At 71.6% G+C, this 16,154-nt stretch carries 18 protein-coding genes and 3 tRNA genes; 6 read left to right on the top strand and 15 right to left on the bottom strand.

The features are described 5' to 3' along the window. Positions 1-43 precede the first annotated feature (43 nt). Positions 44-1,711, bottom strand: a complete 1,668-nt coding sequence (locus tag ACFXKZ_RS01675; protein WP_379995230.1) for a DAK2 domain-containing protein — start codon at positions 1,709-1,711, stop codon at positions 44-46. A gap of 243 nt (positions 1,712-1,954) precedes the next feature. Here ACFXKZ_RS01675 and rpmB point away from each other — a divergent pair, with 243 nt between their 5' ends. Continuing rightward, the gene (gene rpmB, locus ACFXKZ_RS01670; protein ID WP_078975273.1) at positions 1,955-2,140 is read left to right on the top strand and encodes a 50S ribosomal protein L28; all 186 of its coding nucleotides are present in this window, start codon (positions 1,955-1,957) and stop codon (positions 2,138-2,140) included. Between the two features lie 123 nt (positions 2,141-2,263). Here the strand turns inward: rpmB and thiD are convergent, their stop codons facing one another. Then, positions 2,264-3,064 (bottom strand): bifunctional hydroxymethylpyrimidine kinase/phosphomethylpyrimidine kinase, encoded by an 801-nt coding sequence (gene thiD / locus ACFXKZ_RS01665; protein ID WP_379995228.1) that lies wholly within the window; start codon positions 3,062-3,064, stop codon positions 2,264-2,266. Between the two features lie 79 nt (positions 3,065-3,143). Next, on the bottom strand, positions 3,144-4,094 hold the full coding sequence (locus ACFXKZ_RS01660) for a thiamine-phosphate kinase (RefSeq protein WP_379995226.1): 951 nt from the start codon (positions 4,092-4,094) through the stop codon (positions 3,144-3,146). A gap of 218 nt (positions 4,095-4,312) precedes the next feature. Between ACFXKZ_RS01660 and ACFXKZ_RS01655 the strand changes: the two genes are divergently transcribed. Next, a complete protein-coding gene (locus ACFXKZ_RS01655; RefSeq protein WP_126642809.1) occupies positions 4,313-4,549 on the top strand; it encodes an Lrp/AsnC ligand binding domain-containing protein in 237 nt (78 codons plus the stop codon). Positions 4,550-4,651: 102 nt separating this feature from the next. Next, complete coding sequence (locus tag ACFXKZ_RS01650) at positions 4,652-5,158, top strand: DUF3515 domain-containing protein (protein WP_379995224.1); 507 nt, start codon at positions 4,652-4,654, stop codon at positions 5,156-5,158. A gap of 40 nt (positions 5,159-5,198) precedes the next feature. Here ACFXKZ_RS01650 and ACFXKZ_RS01645 read toward each other — a convergent pair whose 3' ends face one another. The 3 genes from ACFXKZ_RS01645 to ACFXKZ_RS01635 form a co-directional block, all read right to left on the bottom strand. Beyond that, a complete protein-coding gene (locus ACFXKZ_RS01645) occupies positions 5,199-6,341 on the bottom strand; it encodes a D-alanine--D-alanine ligase family protein (protein WP_379995222.1) in 1,143 nt (380 codons plus the stop codon). A gap of 106 nt (positions 6,342-6,447) precedes the next feature. Further along, positions 6,448-7,452, bottom strand: coding sequence for an NAD(P)H-dependent glycerol-3-phosphate dehydrogenase (locus ACFXKZ_RS01640; RefSeq protein WP_379995220.1), 1,005 nt, complete (start codon positions 7,450-7,452; stop codon positions 6,448-6,450). Next, entirely contained in the window at positions 7,449-8,318 is an 870-nt protein-coding gene (locus ACFXKZ_RS01635) for a lysophospholipid acyltransferase family protein (RefSeq protein WP_379995218.1), read from the bottom strand. Before ACFXKZ_RS01635 ends, ACFXKZ_RS01640 begins: the two co-directional genes overlap by 4 nt. A gap of 253 nt (positions 8,319-8,571) precedes the next feature. On the opposite strand from ACFXKZ_RS01635, the gene cofC reads away from it, so the two are divergent. Together cofC and ACFXKZ_RS01625 are read left to right on the top strand one after the other, a co-directional pair. Continuing rightward, on the top strand, positions 8,572-9,291 hold the full coding sequence (gene cofC / locus ACFXKZ_RS01630; protein ID WP_379995216.1) for a 2-phospho-L-lactate guanylyltransferase: 720 nt from the start codon (positions 8,572-8,574) through the stop codon (positions 9,289-9,291). A gap of 47 nt (positions 9,292-9,338) precedes the next feature. Then, positions 9,339-9,551: a hypothetical protein gene (locus ACFXKZ_RS01625; protein WP_379995214.1), complete on the top strand. Its 213-nt coding sequence runs from the start codon at positions 9,339-9,341 to the stop codon at positions 9,549-9,551. A 136-nt stretch (positions 9,552-9,687) separates the two neighbouring features. Here ACFXKZ_RS01625 and ACFXKZ_RS01620 read toward each other — a convergent pair whose 3' ends face one another. From ACFXKZ_RS01620 to leuC, 4 genes are all read right to left on the bottom strand, one after another. After that, a complete protein-coding gene (locus ACFXKZ_RS01620) occupies positions 9,688-10,467 on the bottom strand; it encodes an HU family DNA-binding protein (protein ID WP_379995212.1) in 780 nt (259 codons plus the stop codon). A 116-nt stretch (positions 10,468-10,583) separates the two neighbouring features. Further along, positions 10,584-10,844 carry a hypothetical protein gene (locus ACFXKZ_RS01615; protein ID WP_371863149.1) on the bottom strand — a complete coding sequence of 87 codons (261 nt, stop codon included), beginning with the start codon at positions 10,842-10,844 and terminating at the stop codon, positions 10,584-10,586. Positions 10,845-10,986: 142 nt separating this feature from the next. Beyond that, entirely contained in the window at positions 10,987-11,583 is a 597-nt protein-coding gene (leuD, locus tag ACFXKZ_RS01610) for a 3-isopropylmalate dehydratase small subunit (RefSeq protein ID WP_379995210.1), read from the bottom strand. Positions 11,584-11,586: 3 nt separating this feature from the next. Further along, the gene (gene leuC / locus ACFXKZ_RS01605; protein ID WP_379995208.1) at positions 11,587-12,999 is read right to left on the bottom strand and encodes a 3-isopropylmalate dehydratase large subunit; all 1,413 of its coding nucleotides are present in this window, start codon (positions 12,997-12,999) and stop codon (positions 11,587-11,589) included. Positions 13,000-13,218: 219 nt separating this feature from the next. Here leuC and ACFXKZ_RS01600 point away from each other — a divergent pair, with 219 nt between their 5' ends. Further along, complete coding sequence (locus tag ACFXKZ_RS01600) at positions 13,219-13,944, top strand: IclR family transcriptional regulator (protein ID WP_026218813.1); 726 nt, start codon at positions 13,219-13,221, stop codon at positions 13,942-13,944. A 185-nt stretch (positions 13,945-14,129) separates the two neighbouring features. Here the strand turns inward: ACFXKZ_RS01600 and ACFXKZ_RS01595 are convergent. From ACFXKZ_RS01595 to ACFXKZ_RS01575, 5 genes are all read right to left on the bottom strand, one after another. Further along, a tRNA-Glu gene (locus ACFXKZ_RS01595) sits at positions 14,130-14,202 on the bottom strand. 52 nt (positions 14,203-14,254) lie between these two features. Further along, a tRNA-Glu gene (locus ACFXKZ_RS01590) sits at positions 14,255-14,330 on the bottom strand. A 50-nt stretch (positions 14,331-14,380) separates the two neighbouring features. Continuing rightward, positions 14,381-14,452: transfer RNA gene (locus ACFXKZ_RS01585), tRNA-Gln, on the bottom strand. Positions 14,453-14,636: 184 nt separating this feature from the next. Continuing rightward, the gene (locus tag ACFXKZ_RS01580; RefSeq protein WP_379995206.1) at positions 14,637-15,437 is read right to left on the bottom strand and encodes a fumarylacetoacetate hydrolase family protein; all 801 of its coding nucleotides are present in this window, start codon (positions 15,435-15,437) and stop codon (positions 14,637-14,639) included. A 163-nt stretch (positions 15,438-15,600) separates the two neighbouring features. Continuing rightward, on the bottom strand, positions 15,601-15,783 hold the full coding sequence (locus tag ACFXKZ_RS01575) for a hypothetical protein (protein ID WP_379995204.1): 183 nt from the start codon (positions 15,781-15,783) through the stop codon (positions 15,601-15,603). Between the last annotated feature and the right edge of the window lie 371 nt (positions 15,784-16,154).

The raw sequence follows: 16,154 nt of genomic DNA, 5'->3' as shown, positions 1-16,154 counted from the left end.
GGGCGGTGGTGTCATCGACATGTTCCAACCGCCGGGTCGGCGCCTACTCGACCCCGATCAGCAGCGGATACACCTCCTGGCCGCCCTCGTAGACCATCACGTCCACGCCGAGCCGAGTGGCCCGCAGGTGGCGCTCGATCGCGGCGGCCAGGCCCGGCGGGCAGGCGCTGCCGGTGACCAGGGTGACCAGTTCGCCGCCGCCCGCGAGCATCCGGTCCACCACCACGGTGCCGGTCTCGCGCTGGTCCTGGCCGATCACCGCGATGTCGCCCTCGATCACGCCGAGCACGTCGCCCGCCTGGCACACGCCGGCCATGGTCCACGACTCGCGGACGGCGACGGTGAGCGCGCCGTAGCGGGTCGCGCCGGCGGCCGAGGTCATCCCGACGATGTCCTGGTCGAAGCGCCGACCCGGCTCGTGCACGGCGAGCGCGGCCAGGCCCTGGACGGCCGCCTTTGTCGGGATCACCTGGACCCGCACCCCCGCCGCCTGGGCCTGCTGGGCGGCCACCCCGGCCACCGCGTGGCAGTCGGCGTCGTTGGGCAGCAGCACCACCTCGCGCGCCTCGGTCCGCCGGATCGCGTCCACCAGCACGCTCGTGGACGGCCCCCGGCCGGGCCCGGCCTGCACGACGTGCGCGCCGTTCTCCGCGAACAGCGTGGCCAGGCCGTCGCCGTGGGCGACCGCGACGATCCCGCGCGTCGGCGCGGGTTCGGGGGCCGCGGTGCCGACGAGCACCCGCTCCAGGTGGGTGATCCGGATCCGGTGCGGGCGGCCCGCGGCGATGCCCGCCTCGACGGCGGCGCCCGCGTCGTCCACGTGCACGTGCACGTTCCACAACCCCTCGCCGCCGACCACCACGAGCGAGTCGCCGAGCGCGCCCAGCCGCTCGCGCAGCGCCGGCAGCGCGTCGTCGGGCGCGTCGAGCAGGTAGATCACCTCGAACCCGGGCCCACCGCCGGCGTCCTCCTCGGATCCGACGGGGTCGGCGTACGGGACCGGGACGGGCGTGTGCACCTGGTGCGGGTGGATCCGGTACGCCGAGCGCTCGCCGGTGACCACCGCGAGCAGCGCGTCGAGCAGCACGGTCAGCCCGCGCCCACCGGCGTCCACCACACCCGCCCGGCGCAGCACGTCCAACTGCTCGGGGGTACGCGCCAGCGCGCCGCGGGCGGCGGTCGCGGCGGCGCGCACCACCGGTCGGATCTCCTCGCCCGCCCCGGCGGCGGCATCGGCCGCGGCCCGGGCCACGGTGAGCATGGTCCCCTCGACCGGCCGGGCCACCGCCGCGTACGCGGCGTCGGCGGCGGTGCGCAGCGCGTGCGCGAGGGCGAGCCCGGCGGGCACCTCCCGGCCGCTCGCGCGCGCCGCGGTCTGCTCGGCCTCGAACCGCTCGGCCATGCCGCGCAGGAGTTGGCTGAGGATCACCCCGGAGTTGCCGCGCGCGCCCATCAGCGCGCCGTGCGCGAGCGCCCGGAAGGCGGTCGGCAGATCGGGTTCGGGCAGGTCGGCGCCGAACAGCGCGTCGACCTCGGCGGTTCCCGATTCCAGGGTCAGGAACAGGTTCGTGCCGGTGTCGCCGTCGGGCACGGGATACACGTTGAGCGCGTCGATCTCCTCGCGCGCCCGGCCCAGCAACTCCAGTGCGACGCGACCCCAGCGGCGTACCGCCGGACCGTCCAGCTCTCCCAGCAGGCCCTGCACGCCCACCTCCTGTACGAATCCGATTGTGCGCGTCCCGTTCGCCGGCAGGCTATCGAGACGGGGAGCGGTGAAGCGGCCGACCCGGATGGGTTAGGCTTGGCGGGAAGCATGGCGAGATCGACCGATTGCCCATGCCCGGATCATCCCGGGTTCGCGCATCGCCTGGTCCGTCGGTTACTCTTCTGCGGTTGTCCGGCATTCGCCGGCACGCGTTCGTACGCAATTCCCATTCGTCTTTGGAGTGTTCCCGTGGCTGCCAACTGCGACGTCTGCGGCAAGGGGCCGGGCTTCGGCAACAGCATTTCGCACTCTCACCGCCGGACGCCCCGTCGCTGGAACCCCAACATCCAGACGGTGCGTGCGAAGGTCGGTGCCACGCCGAAGCGCCTCAACGTCTGCACCTCGTGCATCAAGGCGGGCAAGGTTTCCCGCTAGTCGCGCGACTGCTCGACTTCTCGAAGGGCCGGTTCACCTCTGGGTGGACCGGCCCTTCGGCATGTCCGGGGCGGGTCGCTACGGGACCGGGGATCGGCCGTACCCCCCGGGCCCGTGCGTCGCTCAGAACCGGTCGCGCCACCGCCAGGCGTGGTCCACCGGACCGATGCCCTCGCCGAGCGGGAAGCCGGCCCGGATCGCGCCGGTGACGTACTCCTTCGCCGCGGCCACCGCGTCCGGCACGGTGTCGCCGAGCGCGAGCCGCGAGGCGATCGCACTGGCCAGCGTGCAGCCGGTGCCGTGGGTGTGCCGGTTGTCGTAGCGCGGGCTGGTGAACCACCGCTCGTCGGTGCCGTCGAAGAGCAGGTCCGCGGCCTCGCCTTCCAGGTGGCCGCCCTTGACCAGGACCCAGCTCGGGCCGAAGCCGAGCATCGCCTCGGCCGCGCCGCGCATGTCGGCACGCTCGCGCACCTTGTGGCCGGTGAGCAGCTCGACCTCGTACAGGTTGGGGGTGACCAGCGTGGACACCGGCAGCAGCCGGGTGCGCAGGGTCTCCAGCGCGTCGTTGGCGAGCAGCGTGTCGCCGTGCTTGGACGAGGCCACCGGGTCGACCACCACCGGCACCCGTACGTCGCCCAGCAATTCGGCGACCACCGCCACCAGGTTCGGCGACGCGAGCATCCCGGTCTTGATCGCCTGCACGCCGATGTCGTCCACCACACTGCGGAACTGGGCCCGCACCGCCTCGGCCGGCAGCTCCCAGTAGCCCTGGACGCCGAGCGAGTTCTGCGCGGTCACCGCGGCGATCACGCTCATCCCGTGCACGCCGTGGGCCAGCATCGTCTTCAGGTCGGCCTGGATCCCGGCGCCGCCGCCGGAGTCGGAGCCGGCCACCGTCAGCACACGCGGAGGAGTCTGCACCATGCCGTGCAGCCTATCCGCGCCCGTTTCCGGCCCACTTTCCCGCCCCCGACGGCCCCGACCGATCTTCGACCCACGCCCCTCAGCCGCGGTCGAAGTGATCCCACCCGCCGGCGACGTCGGGGTCGCGCCCGTCCACGGTGACCCCCGTGCCCGTGTGCACCCGTCCGATCACCCGCCAGCGCGCCGGCAGCGCGGTGCCCGCCGGGAAGGTCGCCGCGAGCGCGTGGTCCTCACCGCCGGTGAGTACCCAGTTGAGCGGATCGGCGCCGAGCGCACGCGCCACGTCGCGCATCTGCGCCGGTACGTCCAGCCGGTCGGACAACACGTCGATCCGCACCCCGGACGCGCGCGAGACGTGGCCCAGGTCGGCGAGCAGACCGTCGCTGACGTCGATCATCGAGGTCGCGCCCAGGACCGCCGCCCCGGGCCCGGCGTCGTAGGGCGGCTCGGGCCGGCGGTGCGCCTCCACGAACGCGCGCGGCGCGCGGAGCCCGTGGCCCAGGATCGCCAGCCCCGCCGCCGACCAGCCCAGCCAGCCGGCGACCGCGACCACGTCGCCCGGTCGGGCCCCCGAGCGCACGACCGGGGCGCGCCCCTGGAGGTCGCCGAGTGCGGTCACCGCGACCGTGACCGTGTCGCCGCCGACCACGTCGCCCCCCGCCACACCCGCCCCGACCACCGCACACTCGTCGCGCAGGCCGTCGTACAGCTCCAGCGCCCACCCGGTGGGCAGGTCGGGCGGCCCGCACAGCCCGATCAGCAGCGCGGTCGGCACCGCGCCCATCGCCGCGACGTCCGCCAGATTCTGCGCGGCGGCCTTGCGGCCCACGTCGTACGCGGTCGACCAGTCGCGCCGAAAGTGCCGACCCTCGACGAGCAGGTCCATGGTGGCCACCACCCGACCGTCGGCGGCGGCGACCACGGCGGCGTCGTCGCCCGGCCCCAGGGACACGTGCGGCCCCGTCGGCACGCGCGCGACCAGCGCCCCGATCAGGCCGAACTCGCCGAGATCGCCCAGCGTCCCGCTCATCGCCGCTCTCCTGCCATGCCCATCAGCCCTGATCCGCCTCGTCGACGATGTTTGTTCCGGGTGTGTCTTCGGGATGCCTGTTCGAGATGCCGGTTCGGGATCCGGCACCTGTGATGCATCGGCTACCGCTGTGGTCGCCGAGCCCCGCCGGGCCGACAATGGTCGCAGCAGCGGGGATCCCGTCAAGATCCCATCATCCTGCGCGCCGGGAGGCCGTGGTGGTACAGGCATACATCCTGATCCAGACCGAGGTCGGCCGTTCGGCGTCGGTGGCCAGAGCCGTCGCCGCACTGCCGGGGGTGACCCGGGCGGACGACGTCACGGGCCCCTACGACGTGATCGTGCGGGCCGAGGCCACCGACGTGGACCAGTTGGGCCGCCTGGTGGTCGCCGAGGTGCAGCGCATCGACGGCATCACCCGCACCCTGACGTGTCCGGTGGTCAATCTGGGCTGACCCCGACGAAGGAGTGCCGCACCCGACGCGCCCGGGCCCTGTCGGGCGGCCCTGTCCGGCGGACCCGCCGAGATCCGCCGGACAGGGCCTAGGATCGAGGGCGTGCTCTCTCCCCGTGCTCTGGCGTGCCTGTTTCCGGTCCTCGCGCTGACCGCGACGGGATGCGGCGACGGGTCGGGGCGGATCGAGGTGACCGCGCCGACGCCGGCGCCGGGGGCGGCGACCGAGGCGTGCCGGGCCCTGCACGACGCGCTGCCGAGCAAGGTGATGAACGCCGGGCCGCGCAAGGTCTCGCCGAAGTCCCCGCTGGTCGCCGCGTGGGGTGATCCGGCGATCGTGCTGCGCTGCGGGGTGGGGTTGCCCGCGTCGATGCGGGTGAGCGACCCGACCAAGGTGAACTCGGAGCCCGCCGACTCGGTCGAGGTGAACGGGGTGACGTGGGCGTTCTCGAACTACGCCGGCGGAGTGCGCTTCACCACCGTCTACCGTCGGGCCAACGTCGAGGTGTCGGTGCCGAAGAAGTTCGCCGAGCCGGCCGCGCCGCTGGTCGACGTCGCGGACGCGGTCAGCCGCGCGGTGCCGGCCACGCTGGACCTGTCGGAGCAGTGAGCGGCGACCGAAGCGTCGGCCGCCACTCACGTCTCGGGTCCTAGCGCAGCAGCGAGTTCGGGCGGCGCAGTGCCGCCGAGATCAGCCGGTCGACCAGTTCGGGGTAGTCCACGCCGGTGGCCCGCCACATGCTCGGGTACATCGACACCGGCGTGAAGCCCGGCATCGTGTTCACCTCGTTGATCACGAACTGCCCGTTCTCCAGCAGGAAGAAGTCCACCCGGGCCAGGCCCTCGCAGGACAGCGCCTCGAAGGCGGCGATCGCGAGTCGCTGCACCTCGGCGGTCTGTTCCTTGGTCAGCGCCGCCGGCACGTCCAGTTCGGTGCCGTTGTCGGGCAGATACTTGGCGGCGAAGTCGTAGAACTCGTGGTCGCCACCGACCCGGATCTCGGCGGGCAGACTCGCCCGCGGTCCGTCCTCGAACTCCAGTACGCCGCACTCGATCTCACGGCCCGTCAGCATGCCCTCGACGACCACCTTGGGGTCGTGCCGGCGGGCTTCCTCGATCGCCGCGTCCAGGTCCTCGATCCGGTGCACCTTGGTGATGCCCATGCTGGAGCCGGCCCGGGCGGGCTTGACGAACACCGGGAAGCCCAGCGAGGACACCGCCTCGCGCACGGCGGCCGGGTCGCGCTCCCATTCCCGGGGGCGGACCGTGGCATACGGGCCCGAGGGCAGGCCGAAGCCGGCGAACAGGGCCTTCATGTATTCCTTGTCCATGCTCGCCGCGCTGGCCAGCACACCCGACCCGACATAGGGCACCTGGGCCATTTCCAGGAAGCCCTGGAACGTGCCGTCCTCGCCGTAGGGGCCGTGCAGGAGCGGGAAGACCACGTCGATCTCGCCCAGCAGCTTGGGCAGCATGCCGGGTTCGAGCACGGTGATCTCGCGCGCCGTGGGGTCGGCGGCCAGGACCAGCGTCGCGTTGGACTCCGCGACGTCGGTGACCTCGGGCAACCGGTCGCCCCGGATCGCCAGCCGGGTCGGATCGTCCCCGACGAGCATCCAGCGCCCGTCGGTACCGATCCCGATCGGCAACACGTCGTACTTGGAGCGGTCGATCGCGGCCAGCACACTCCCTGCGGTGACGCAGGAGATCGCGTGCTCGGAGCTGCGGCCGCCGAAGACGACCGCGACGCGGGGGCGCGAGGAGAAGTGGGGGGTGCCCGAAAGGTCGTTCATGGTCGAACAACCCTATCCCGGCGCGCGTTCGAGCGCAGGGACGGCCCGCCGTGACGACGCCGACCGGACCGCGACGAAGGTGCCCCGACCCGGTCGACGCCGCCGGTCACGACTCGTAGCGTTCCGGCTTGGCGGAGCGGGAGAGCAGGGCCATGCCGACCGTCGGGGGCTTGCCGCCGTGCATGATCGACACGACCACGTCGGTGATCGGCATCTCGACGCCGTACCGACGGGCCAACATCTGTACCGATTCACAGGACTTGAAGCCCTCGGCGATCTGCCGGCTGTCCCGGACCGCCTCCTCGATCGGCGTGCCGCGGCCGATCTTCTCGCCGAAGGTGCGGTTGCGCGACAGCGGCGAGGTACAGGTCGCCACCAGGTCGCCGAGACCGGCCAGGCCCGCGAAGGTGTGCGCGTCCGCGCCCATCGCCGCACCCAGGCGGGCGGTCTCGGCCAGACCGCGGGTGATCAGCGTCGCCTTGGTGTTGTCGCCCATGCCCATGCCGTCGGCCATCCCGACGGCGAGCGCGATCACGTTCTTGACCGCGCCGCCGAGTTCGCAGCCGACCACGTCGGTGTTGGTGTACGGGCGGAAGTAGGACGTGTGGCACGCCTCCTGAAGTCGCCGGGCGACGTCTTCGTCGGTGCACGCGACCACACTCGCGGCGGGCTGGCGCTGGGCGATCTCCATCGCCAGGTTGGGGCCGCTGACCACCGCGATCCGACCCTCGGGCACACCCGCGACCTCGCGGATCACCTCGCTCATCCGGTTCGCGGTGCCCAGTTCGACGCCCTTCATCAGGCTGACCAGGATCGCGTCGTCGGACAACAACGGCGCCCACGCGGTGAGGTTGCCGCGCAGGGTCTGCGACGGCACCGCCAACACCACGAACTCCGCGCCCTCGGCGGCCTTGGCGGGATCGGTGGTGGCCTCGATGCCGACCGGCAGCGCGATACCGGGGAGGTATTCCTCGTTCTCGTGCCGCGTATTGATCGCATCGGCCTGCTCCGGGCGCCGCCCCCACATCACCACGTCGCACCCCGCCTCGGCGAGCACGATCGAGAAGGCGGTCCCCCAGGACCCCATGCCGAATACCGCGCAGCGCGTCATGCGCGACCGCCCGCGGTGCCGGCGGTGCCGTCGGTCTCGGTGTCCGTCGGCTTGGCGTCCGTCGGCTTGGCGTCCGTCGGCTTGGCGTCCGTCGGCTTGGCGTCCGTCGGCTCGACCTCGACTCCCTCGGCGCCCTCGGCGCCCTCGACCGCACCCTTGCGGCCCGGTCCCCGGCGCACACCGGCGTTCGGCGGGGCCGGTTCGTCCCGCAGCTTGACCAGCAGCTCGGTGATCGACTCCATGATCCGGTCGGTCGCGCCGCGCAGTACGTCGGCGGTCAACTCGCGCCCCCGGAACTCGTCCAGGTCGACCGGCGGGCCGGCCAGCACGTGCATCGTCTTGCGCGGCAACAAGCGGGGTCGTTTCGTGTACGGCGGCAACAACTCGTGCGCGCCCCACTGCGCGACCGGGATCACCGGCGCGCCGGTGGTCAGCGCGATCCGGGCCGCACCGGTCTTGCCGAGCATCGGCCACAACGTCTTGTCCCGGGTGATCGTGCCCTCCGGGTAGACCGCGACGCACTCGCCCTTCTCGACCGCCTCCACGGCCGCGCGGAACGCGAGCGCGGCGTCGGCGGAGTCCCGGTACACCGGGATCTGCCCGGCGCCGGCCAGCACCCGCCCGACGAACGGGATCTTGAACAGGCCGGATTTGGCCAGGAAGCGCGGCACTCGGCCGGTGTCGTACTGGAAATGCGCGTAGGTCAGCGGGTCGACATAGGAGATGTGGTTCACCGCCGTGACGAACCCGCCCGACGTCGGGATGTTCTCGGTGCCCCGCCAGTCGCGTTTGGTGAACAGCAACAGCAGGGGCTTGACCACCACGACCGCCAGGCGGTACCAGAAACCGATCCTTCGGCGGGCCACCGGCGTTCCTCCCGTTCATGTGGTTCAAATTCGTAAGTGTGTCGGCGCGGACGCACACCGCGATGTTCCGCGGCCGTGTCGCTCCTCACACCATCGACGTTCCCCGCGTGCGGCGTGGAACATCGATGCTGGCGGAACATCGATGCTGTACGGCGGACCCCATAGTTTCCCCTGGGCCTTCCGCATTGTCGAGAAACGTCCTCGTCGACCGATGAGGATATGGGCTTACGGTACGGATGCGAGGATCTTGCCGATGTCCCCCGCCACGGATTCCACCGCCCCGCGCCGCGCCGCGGGCCCCGGCGACCACGTCCGCTCCGCCCCGCCCCGATGGCGGCTCGTGGTGCCGGTGAAGCCGCTGTCGATCGCCAAGAGCCGCCTCGCCGGCGCGATCGGTCCCGGCCATCGCCCCGAACTCGCCCTCGCCTTCGCGCTCGACACCGTCCGCACCGCGCTGACCTGCGACCGGGTGCACGGGGTGCTCGTGGTCACCGACGACGACCGGGTCGCCGCGGCGATCCGGGGGCTGGGTGCCGACGTCGTGGCCGATGTCGGCGGCGGGCTGAACGCCGCGCTCGCACACGGGGCCCGGATCGCCGGCGCGGCCCGACCGTGCACCGGCGTCGCGGCACTGTCCGCCGACCTCCCGGCGTTGCGGGCCGAGGAGTTGGATCGGGTGCTGGCCGCCGCGACGGGTGTGCGGCGGGCGTTCCTGGCAGACGCGGCGGGGGTGGGCACCACGTTGCTCGCGGCCGCGCCCGGGGTGGCGTTGGCGCCGGGCTTCGGCGGCCCCTCGCGGGCCCGTCACCTGGCCTCGGGTGCGGTCGAACTCACGCCCTACGACGTGGATTCGGTGCGCCGGGACGTGGACACCGGCGAGGATCTGCGGGCCGCGATCGGGCTCGGGGTCGGCGCGGCCACCGCCGCGGTGCTCCCGTCCGTGCCGTTTTCGCCGCGTGCCGCCGCCTCCTGACGCCGCGTCGGTTCCGCGGCGGGTCGGACGGCGGTGACAATGGGGGTATGCAGGGCACCGTGTACACCTTCGAGACCGACTCGCGTGAGGGCGTCGTGCTGCTCGACGACGGCTCTCCCGTGCCCTTCGACGCGGCGGCGTTCGACGCCGGCGGGATGCGTTTCCTGCGCCCCGGCCAGCGGGTTCGGATGACCCTGGACCCGGCCGGCGGGCGGGTGGTGCTGGTGACGCTGTACACGCTGCCGGATCCGCCGCGCTGACCTCGCCGGCCGCACCGCCCGCGACCCGCGCCGACGGACCGGACCACGATCGAACATACGGCGACGGGCCGAAACCCCGGGGGGTTCCGGCCCGTCGCCGTCGTACATCTACCGCCGGCTCACGAAGTCCGTCGCGTCAGGCCTTCTTGGCCGCGCGCTTGGTCGCGGTCTTCTTGGCCGCGGGCGCCTTGGCGGCGGCGGGCTTGGCCGCGGCCGGCTTGGCGGTCGCGGCCTTCGGCGCGGCCTTGGTCGCCTTCGCCTTGGTCGTCGGAGCCTTGGCCGCGGCCGGGGTGCTCTTGACGGCCTTGGTGGTGGTGGCCTTGGTGGTGGTCGCGGCCTTGGCGGTGACCTTCTTCGCCGCGGCCGGCTTGGTCGCCGCCTTGGTCGCGGGCGCCTTGGTCGCCTTCTTGGCGGCGGGCTTCGCGGTCGCCGGGGTCTTGGCCGCGGTCTTGCGCGTGGTGGCGGCCGGGGTCTTGACCGCGGCGGCGCGCGAGGTCGCCGGCTTCGCCGACGCCTTGGTCGTCGCGGTGGTCTTGCGAGTGGTCGCCTTCGCGGCGGGCGCCGCGGCGTCCGTCGCGACCACGCGCGGAGTGGGGCTGCTCTTGGCAGCCGCGCTCTTCACGTTGGGCTTCGGAAGCTTCTTCGTCCCGCTGGTGTAGTCCTTGAAGCCCTGGCCCGCGCGGAAGCGCGGCACCGAGGTCTTCTTGACGCGCACCCGCTCACCGGTCTGCGGGTTGCGGGCGTATCGAGCCGGACGGTCCACCTTCTCGAACGAGCCGAAGCCCGTGATGGACACCCGGTCTCCCGCCGTCACCGCACGAACGATGGTGTCGAGGACGGCATCGACTGCCTCTGCGGCGGCCTTGCGGCCACCCAGTCGGTCAGCGACCGCCTCGACGAGCTGCGCCTTGTTCACGTCTTCCCCTTCGGAAACCGATGCCGGGACAGTTCAGCCGGCATTGGGCACGCTAAGCATCCAAAAGTGCCGAAGCAATTACCGAACGGGCGAATCACCCTTGTGTCGCAACGGATTCAGGCTTCGGCGGTGTCCCGCGAACTCGCGGGCCCCGCGTCCAACTCGTCCATCAACTTGGTCAGTCGCCGGTCGGCGTCCGCCAAATCATGCTTTGCCGCGTCGGTGATGACCAACAAGCGGCGGATTAGCGCCACTTTCGCCTCGTTCGGTAGTCGGAGCCTACGCACCCGGGCGTGGGCGACCTTCAACCGGGTGGCCAGTTCGGCGAAGAGTTCCACTTCTTCGAACTCGTTCACGTGTCGGCCTTGGTGCTCCACACCGCAATTGTGACAGCTCATCCGGCTATGGGCACAACGGGGCGGCCATTGGGGCGAATCCCGAACACGCGAACGGCGGGACGCAACCGCGTCCCGCCGTTCATTTTCGGCCGATCGGCCTATTTTGCAAGGGAGTTCGTGATCAACCTACCGGCTGGGTGCGCGGCAGCCAACTCGGTCGGTTCGCCTCGAACGAGGTGATGTCCTCTTCGTGACGCAGGGTCAGACCGATGTCGTCCAGCCCCTCGAGGAGGCGCCAGCGGGTGTAGTCGTCGATCTCGAAGTCGGCGACGATCTCGCCCGCGCGCACCTGACGACCCACCAGATCGACGGTGATCTCGGCGGTCGGGTCCGCCTCGGTCAGCGCCCACAGGCGTTCGACGGTCTCCTGCGGCAGCACCACGGTCAGCAGCCCGCCCTTTTGCGAGTTGCCGCGGAAGATGTCCGCGAAGCGCGCCGAGATCACCGCCTTGAACCCGTAGTTCTGCAGCGCCCATACGGCGTGCTCCCGGGAGGACCCGGTGCCGAAGTCGGGACCGGCCACCAGGACCGTGGCGCCGGCGCGCTCGGGCCGGTTCAGCACGAACTCCGGGTTCTTGCGCCAGGCTTCGAACAGACCGTCCTCGAAACCGTCGCGGGTGACCTTCTTGAGCCAGTGCGCGGGGATGATCTGGTCGGTGTCCACGTTGCTCTCGCGCAGCGGGACGGCCGTTCCGGTGTGGGTGGTGAAGGCTTCCATGGCTCAGACTCCTGCGGTGCTCAGGTCGGCGGGGGCGGCCAAGTGGCCCAGCACGGCGGTCGCGGCGGCGACCTGCGGCGAGACCAGGTGGGTACGGCCGCCCTTGCCCTGCCGTCCCTCGAAGTTGCGGTTGGACGTGGACGCGCTGCGCTCGCCGGGGGCGAGTTGGTCGGGGTTCATGCCCAGGCACATCGAGCAGCCCGCATAGCGCCACTCGGCGCCGAACTCGGTGAACACCTTGTCCAGGCCCTCGGAAACGGCCTGGAGCGAGACCCGCACCGAACCCGGAACGACCAGCATCCGCACACCGTCGGCGACCTTGCGGCCCTTGACGATGTCGGCCACCTCGCGCAGGTCCTCGATCCGGCCGTTGGTGCACGAGCCGACGAAGACCGTGTCCACCGCGATGTCGCGCAGTTTCTGGCCCGCCGTCAGACCCATGTACGCGATGGCCTTCTCGGCCGCCGCACGCTCGACCGGGTCCACGATCGCGACCGGGTCCGGCACCGACTCGGCCAGCGGCGCGCCCTGGCCGGGATTGGTCCCCCAGGTGACGAACGGCGAGAGTTCGGCCGCGTCGATCACCACTTCCTTGTCGAACACCGCGTCCTCATCGGTGACCAGGCTCCGCCAGTACGCGACGGCGGTGTCCCAGTCGGCGCCCTGCGGCGCGTGCGGGCGGCCGTCCAGGTACGCGAACGTGGTCTCGTCCGGGGCGATCATGCCCGCCCGGGCGCCGGCCTCGATCGACATGTTGCACACGGTCATCCGGCCCTCCATCGAGAGGTCGCGGATCGCCTGACCGCGATACTCGATGACATAGCCCTGACCGCCGCCGGTGCCGATCCGCGCGATCACCGCGAGGATCAGGTCCTTGGCACCGACCCCCTCGGGCAGCGCGCCCTCGACGGTCACCGCCATCGTCTTGAACGGCGCCATCGGCAGTGTCTGGGTGGCCAGCACGTGCTCGACCTGGCTGGTGCCGATGCCGAACGCCAGTGCGCCGAACGCGCCGTGGGTCGCGGTGTGGCTGTCCCCGCAGACCACGGTCGTGCCCGGCTGGGTCAGCCCGAGCTGCGGGCCGACCACGTGCACGATGCCCTGTTCCACGTCGCCCAGCGAGTGGATCCGGACCCCGAACTCGGCGGCGTTCTTGCGCAGCGTCTCGATCTGGGCGCGCGAGACCGGGTCCGCGATGGGTTTGTCGACGTCGAGCGTCGGCGTGTTGTGGTCCTCGGTCGCGATCGTGAGATCGGTGCGCCGGACCGGGCGGCCGGCCTGACGCAGACCGTCGAACGCCTGCGGACTGGTCACCTCGTGCAGCAGGTGCAGGTCGATGTAGAGCAGGTCCGGCTCGCCCTCCGCGCGACGCACCACGTGTGCGTCCCAGACCTTCTCCGCGAGTGTCCGTCCCATCGCTGTCCCTCCGGCCGGCGCCATTGCCGGCGCTGTGTGTCCCTCGTGTCGCGCGGGTGCGGCTGATTCCGTATCCGCGATCGACGCCCTGACGCGTGCCCACGTCCCGACGCTTCCCGGCTGTTCTCCGGTGGTCGGCTCGGCGCGTTGCGCCACTGTGCCGGCACCGGGCCCGAGGGTGGACTTGCGTCTCGTAATCCGAGACGGCAATATCAAGGCATGGACAATTCTAGCGGAGTCGGCGTTCTCGACAAGGCCGCTGTCGTGCTGGCCGCGCTCGAAGCCGGTCCCGCCACGCTCGCGGGACTCGTCGCCATAACCGGTCTTGCCCGGCCCACGGCGCATCGACTCGCGGTCGCCCTGGAGCACCACCGTCTGGTCGCCCGCGACATGCAGGGTCGCTTCGTGCTCGGCCCGCGGCTGGCCGAGCTGGCCGCCGCGGCCGGCGAGGACCGGCTGCTCGCCGCCGCGCACCCGGTGCTCGCGCACATGCGCGACATCACCGGCGAGAGCGCGCAGCTCTACCGGCGCCAGGGCGACATGCGCGTGTGCGTGGCCGCGGCCGAGCGGCTCTCCGGCCTGCGCGACACCGTCCCCGTCGGCAGCACGCTGCCGATGAAGGCCGGTTCGGCCGCGCAGTGCCTGCTCGCCTGGGAGGAGCCGGAGCGGCTGCACCGGGGTCTGCAGGGCGCGCGGTTCACCGCCACCACGCTCTCCGGCGTGCGGCGCCGCGGCTGGGCGCAGAGCATCGGCGAACGTGAGCCGGGCGTCGCGTCCGTTTCCGCCGCCGTGCGCGGCCCCAGCAACCGCGTGGTGGCCGCGGTGTCCGTCTCCGGCCCGATCGAGCGGCTGACCCGGCACCCCGGGCGGCTGCACGCGCAGGCCGTGATGGAGGCCGCCGCCAAGTTGTCCGACGCACTGCGCCGGGCCCAGGTGGAGGTCTGACCCCCGTCGACCGCGGACGCCGCCGAGCGTCCGGGCCGGCGCCGCCGGGGCGATCGCCGACGCGGCCCGCGCGGGGCGCGCCCCCGACCCTCCGCGTCGGCACCCACATCGGCGCCGCGTCGGCACACCGTGCCCGGGAAACAAAGAAGACCTCCCGCGAGTGCGAGAGGTCTTCTTCTTCGAGGTAGCCCCGACGGGATTCGAACCCGCGCTACCGCCTTGAGAGGGCGGCGTGCTAGGCCACTACACAACGGGGCCTCGTATTGCCGGTGTTGCTCCGAGCCGCCTGCGAGGCGACACGGTGACGATCTGGTAGCCCCGACGGGATTCGAACCCGCGCTACCGCCTTGAGAGGGCGGCGTGCTAGGCCACTACACAACGGGGCCAGATCGCAATCATCAACTCTTACCAGCGACATCGCCCGAAGGCGATGCAGCTGGGGTACCAGGACTCGAACCTAGACTAACGGAACCAGAAACCGTCGGGCTGCCAATTACCCCATACCCCAATGCTCGGTCCTTCGCCTTACCCGGGGGTTTTTGCGAGGACTTCGCTCCGCGCTGCTCCCTTGCGGGGCGGCACGAGAAGAACTTTACCCGATGAGGCGCGCGTGACCAAAACGGGTTACCGGTCCCCCGTTCGAACCACCACAAGTCCGGCCGGCCCGCCCACGACGTGCGCGGAAGACCCGTTCAGCCGCGCTTGACCACGGTGTTCGTGAGGGTGCCGACGCCACCCACGGTGACCGAGACCCGGTCGCCCACGTGCAGCGGTCCGACCCCCGCCGGCGTGCCGGTCAGCAGCACGTCGCCGGGCAGCAGCGTCATCGCCTGGGTGACGTGCACGATCAACTCGGTGACGGTGCGGATCATCTGCCCGGTGCTGCCGGCTTGGCGCACCTCGCCGTTGACCGTGCACGCCACGGTCAACCCCTCGCCCTCGGTGACCTGGTCGAGCGTGATGTCGGTCTCCACCCAAGGGCCCAGCGGGCAGAAGGTGTCCATGCCCTTGGCCCGGCCCCACTGGCCCTCGGTGCGCTGCAGATCGCGCGCGGTCACGTCGTTGGCGCAGGTGAAGCCGAAGATCACCTCCGCCACCCGCTCGGCGGGCACGTCGCGGCACATCCGGCCGATCACCACGGCCAGTTCGGCCTCGTGGTGCACCTCGTCGGAGATCTGCGGGTACGCGATGCCGTCGCCGTGTCCGATCACGGACGTGGACGGCTTGAGGAAGGTGATCGGCGCGTCCGGGAGCGCACTGCCCATCTCGGCGGCGTGCGCGGCGTAGTTCTTGCCGATCGCCACCACCTTGCTGGGCAACACCGGCGCGAGCAGGCGCACCGAGGACAGCGCGTGTTGCGCGCCGGTGGGCCGCAGTTCGCCGAAGGGGTGGCCCGCGAGGGCGTGTACGACCAGTGACTCGGGTCGGTCGGCGTCGCCGGTCACCACCCCGAAGGAGACGGAATCGTCGGTGGAGAACCTGGCGATGCGCACGATGGGGTCACCCTTGCCGGAGAGTCACGAACGAGACGTGCCCAAGGCTACGCGGGCGCGACCCGGGTCGGCGTCGCGCCGCGGCGGATGCGCAGGTGACGGGCGTGACGGGGGAAGGGTGCGAGGGGCGTGCGGCCGGCGGTGGATCCGGGACGTCGGCGGCTCAGGCCGAGGCGTCGGCGTCGGTCGGGACGTCCATCAGGTTCGTCCGCCGGGGGTTCGCGGTGCGCACCTCGGCGATGACCGACCGGGCGGCCTCTGTCGTGCGCTGACGCGGTAGCACCGCGTCGACCTGCGTACGCCTGGGGTTGGCCGTGCTGGGGCGGTGCGTGCTGATGGTGTCCACGGTTCCCGGTTCTCGCTGTTCTCGCTCGTTCTCGTCCACAGATGCGCGCGGGGTGCGATGTCGTGCACCCTGTGCAGTCTTGCCCGCCAAGATTACCCGTGGTTACGTCGGGGGTGGTCACGGGTCACCCACGGCTGCTGCTCACCGACCGCACACCACGGTTTACACCAGGTGTTCGAGCCGGCACATCAATATGTGATTTTCACCTCCCCGGAACCTCGACAAACGTATGGCATTTTGCCCCTGATCGTCCGTTAATACCGGCTGAATGCCTCTCGAAACGGCTTAATCGCCGAGATCGGGTTGAATCACGGTTTGTCAGGACCCCGCTATCTTGTTGCGGCCCCGTGGCTGTGCTGAAATGCCTGCGA

Source organism: Embleya sp. NPDC059237, assembly GCF_042754105.1.
Classification (GTDB): Bacteria; Actinomycetota; Actinomycetes; order Streptomycetales; family Streptomycetaceae; genus Embleya.
The sequence above is the reverse complement of the archived record's forward strand: the minus strand, read 5'-3'. Positions and strand labels throughout refer to the sequence as shown.

What these genes read in the sequence shown, in the direction of transcription:
- thiD (WP_379995228.1), bottom strand. Translation starts at nt 3,064, where the DNA reads ATGGTGCAGACTCCTCCGCGTGTGCTGACGGTGGCCGGCTCCGACTCC.
- ACFXKZ_RS01660 (WP_379995226.1), bottom strand. Translation starts at nt 4,094, where the DNA reads ATGAGCGGGACGCTGGGCGATCTCGGCGAGTTCGGCCTGATCGGGGCG.
- ACFXKZ_RS01645 (WP_379995222.1), bottom strand. Translation starts at nt 6,341, where the DNA reads ATGAACGACCTTTCGGGCACCCCCCACTTCTCCTCGCGCCCCCGCGTC.
- ACFXKZ_RS01640 (WP_379995220.1), bottom strand. Translation starts at nt 7,452, where the DNA reads ATGACGCGCTGCGCGGTATTCGGCATGGGGTCCTGGGGGACCGCCTTC.
- cofC (WP_379995216.1), top strand. Translation starts at nt 8,572, where the DNA reads ATGTCCCCCGCCACGGATTCCACCGCCCCGCGCCGCGCCGCGGGCCCC.
- ACFXKZ_RS01625 (WP_379995214.1), top strand. Translation starts at nt 9,339, where the DNA reads ATGCAGGGCACCGTGTACACCTTCGAGACCGACTCGCGTGAGGGCGTC.
- leuD (WP_379995210.1), bottom strand. Translation starts at nt 11,583, where the DNA reads ATGGAAGCCTTCACCACCCACACCGGAACGGCCGTCCCGCTGCGCGAG.
- leuC (WP_379995208.1), bottom strand. Translation starts at nt 12,999, where the DNA reads ATGGGACGGACACTCGCGGAGAAGGTCTGGGACGCACACGTGGTGCGT.
- ACFXKZ_RS01600 (WP_026218813.1), top strand. Translation starts at nt 13,219, where the DNA reads ATGGACAATTCTAGCGGAGTCGGCGTTCTCGACAAGGCCGCTGTCGTG.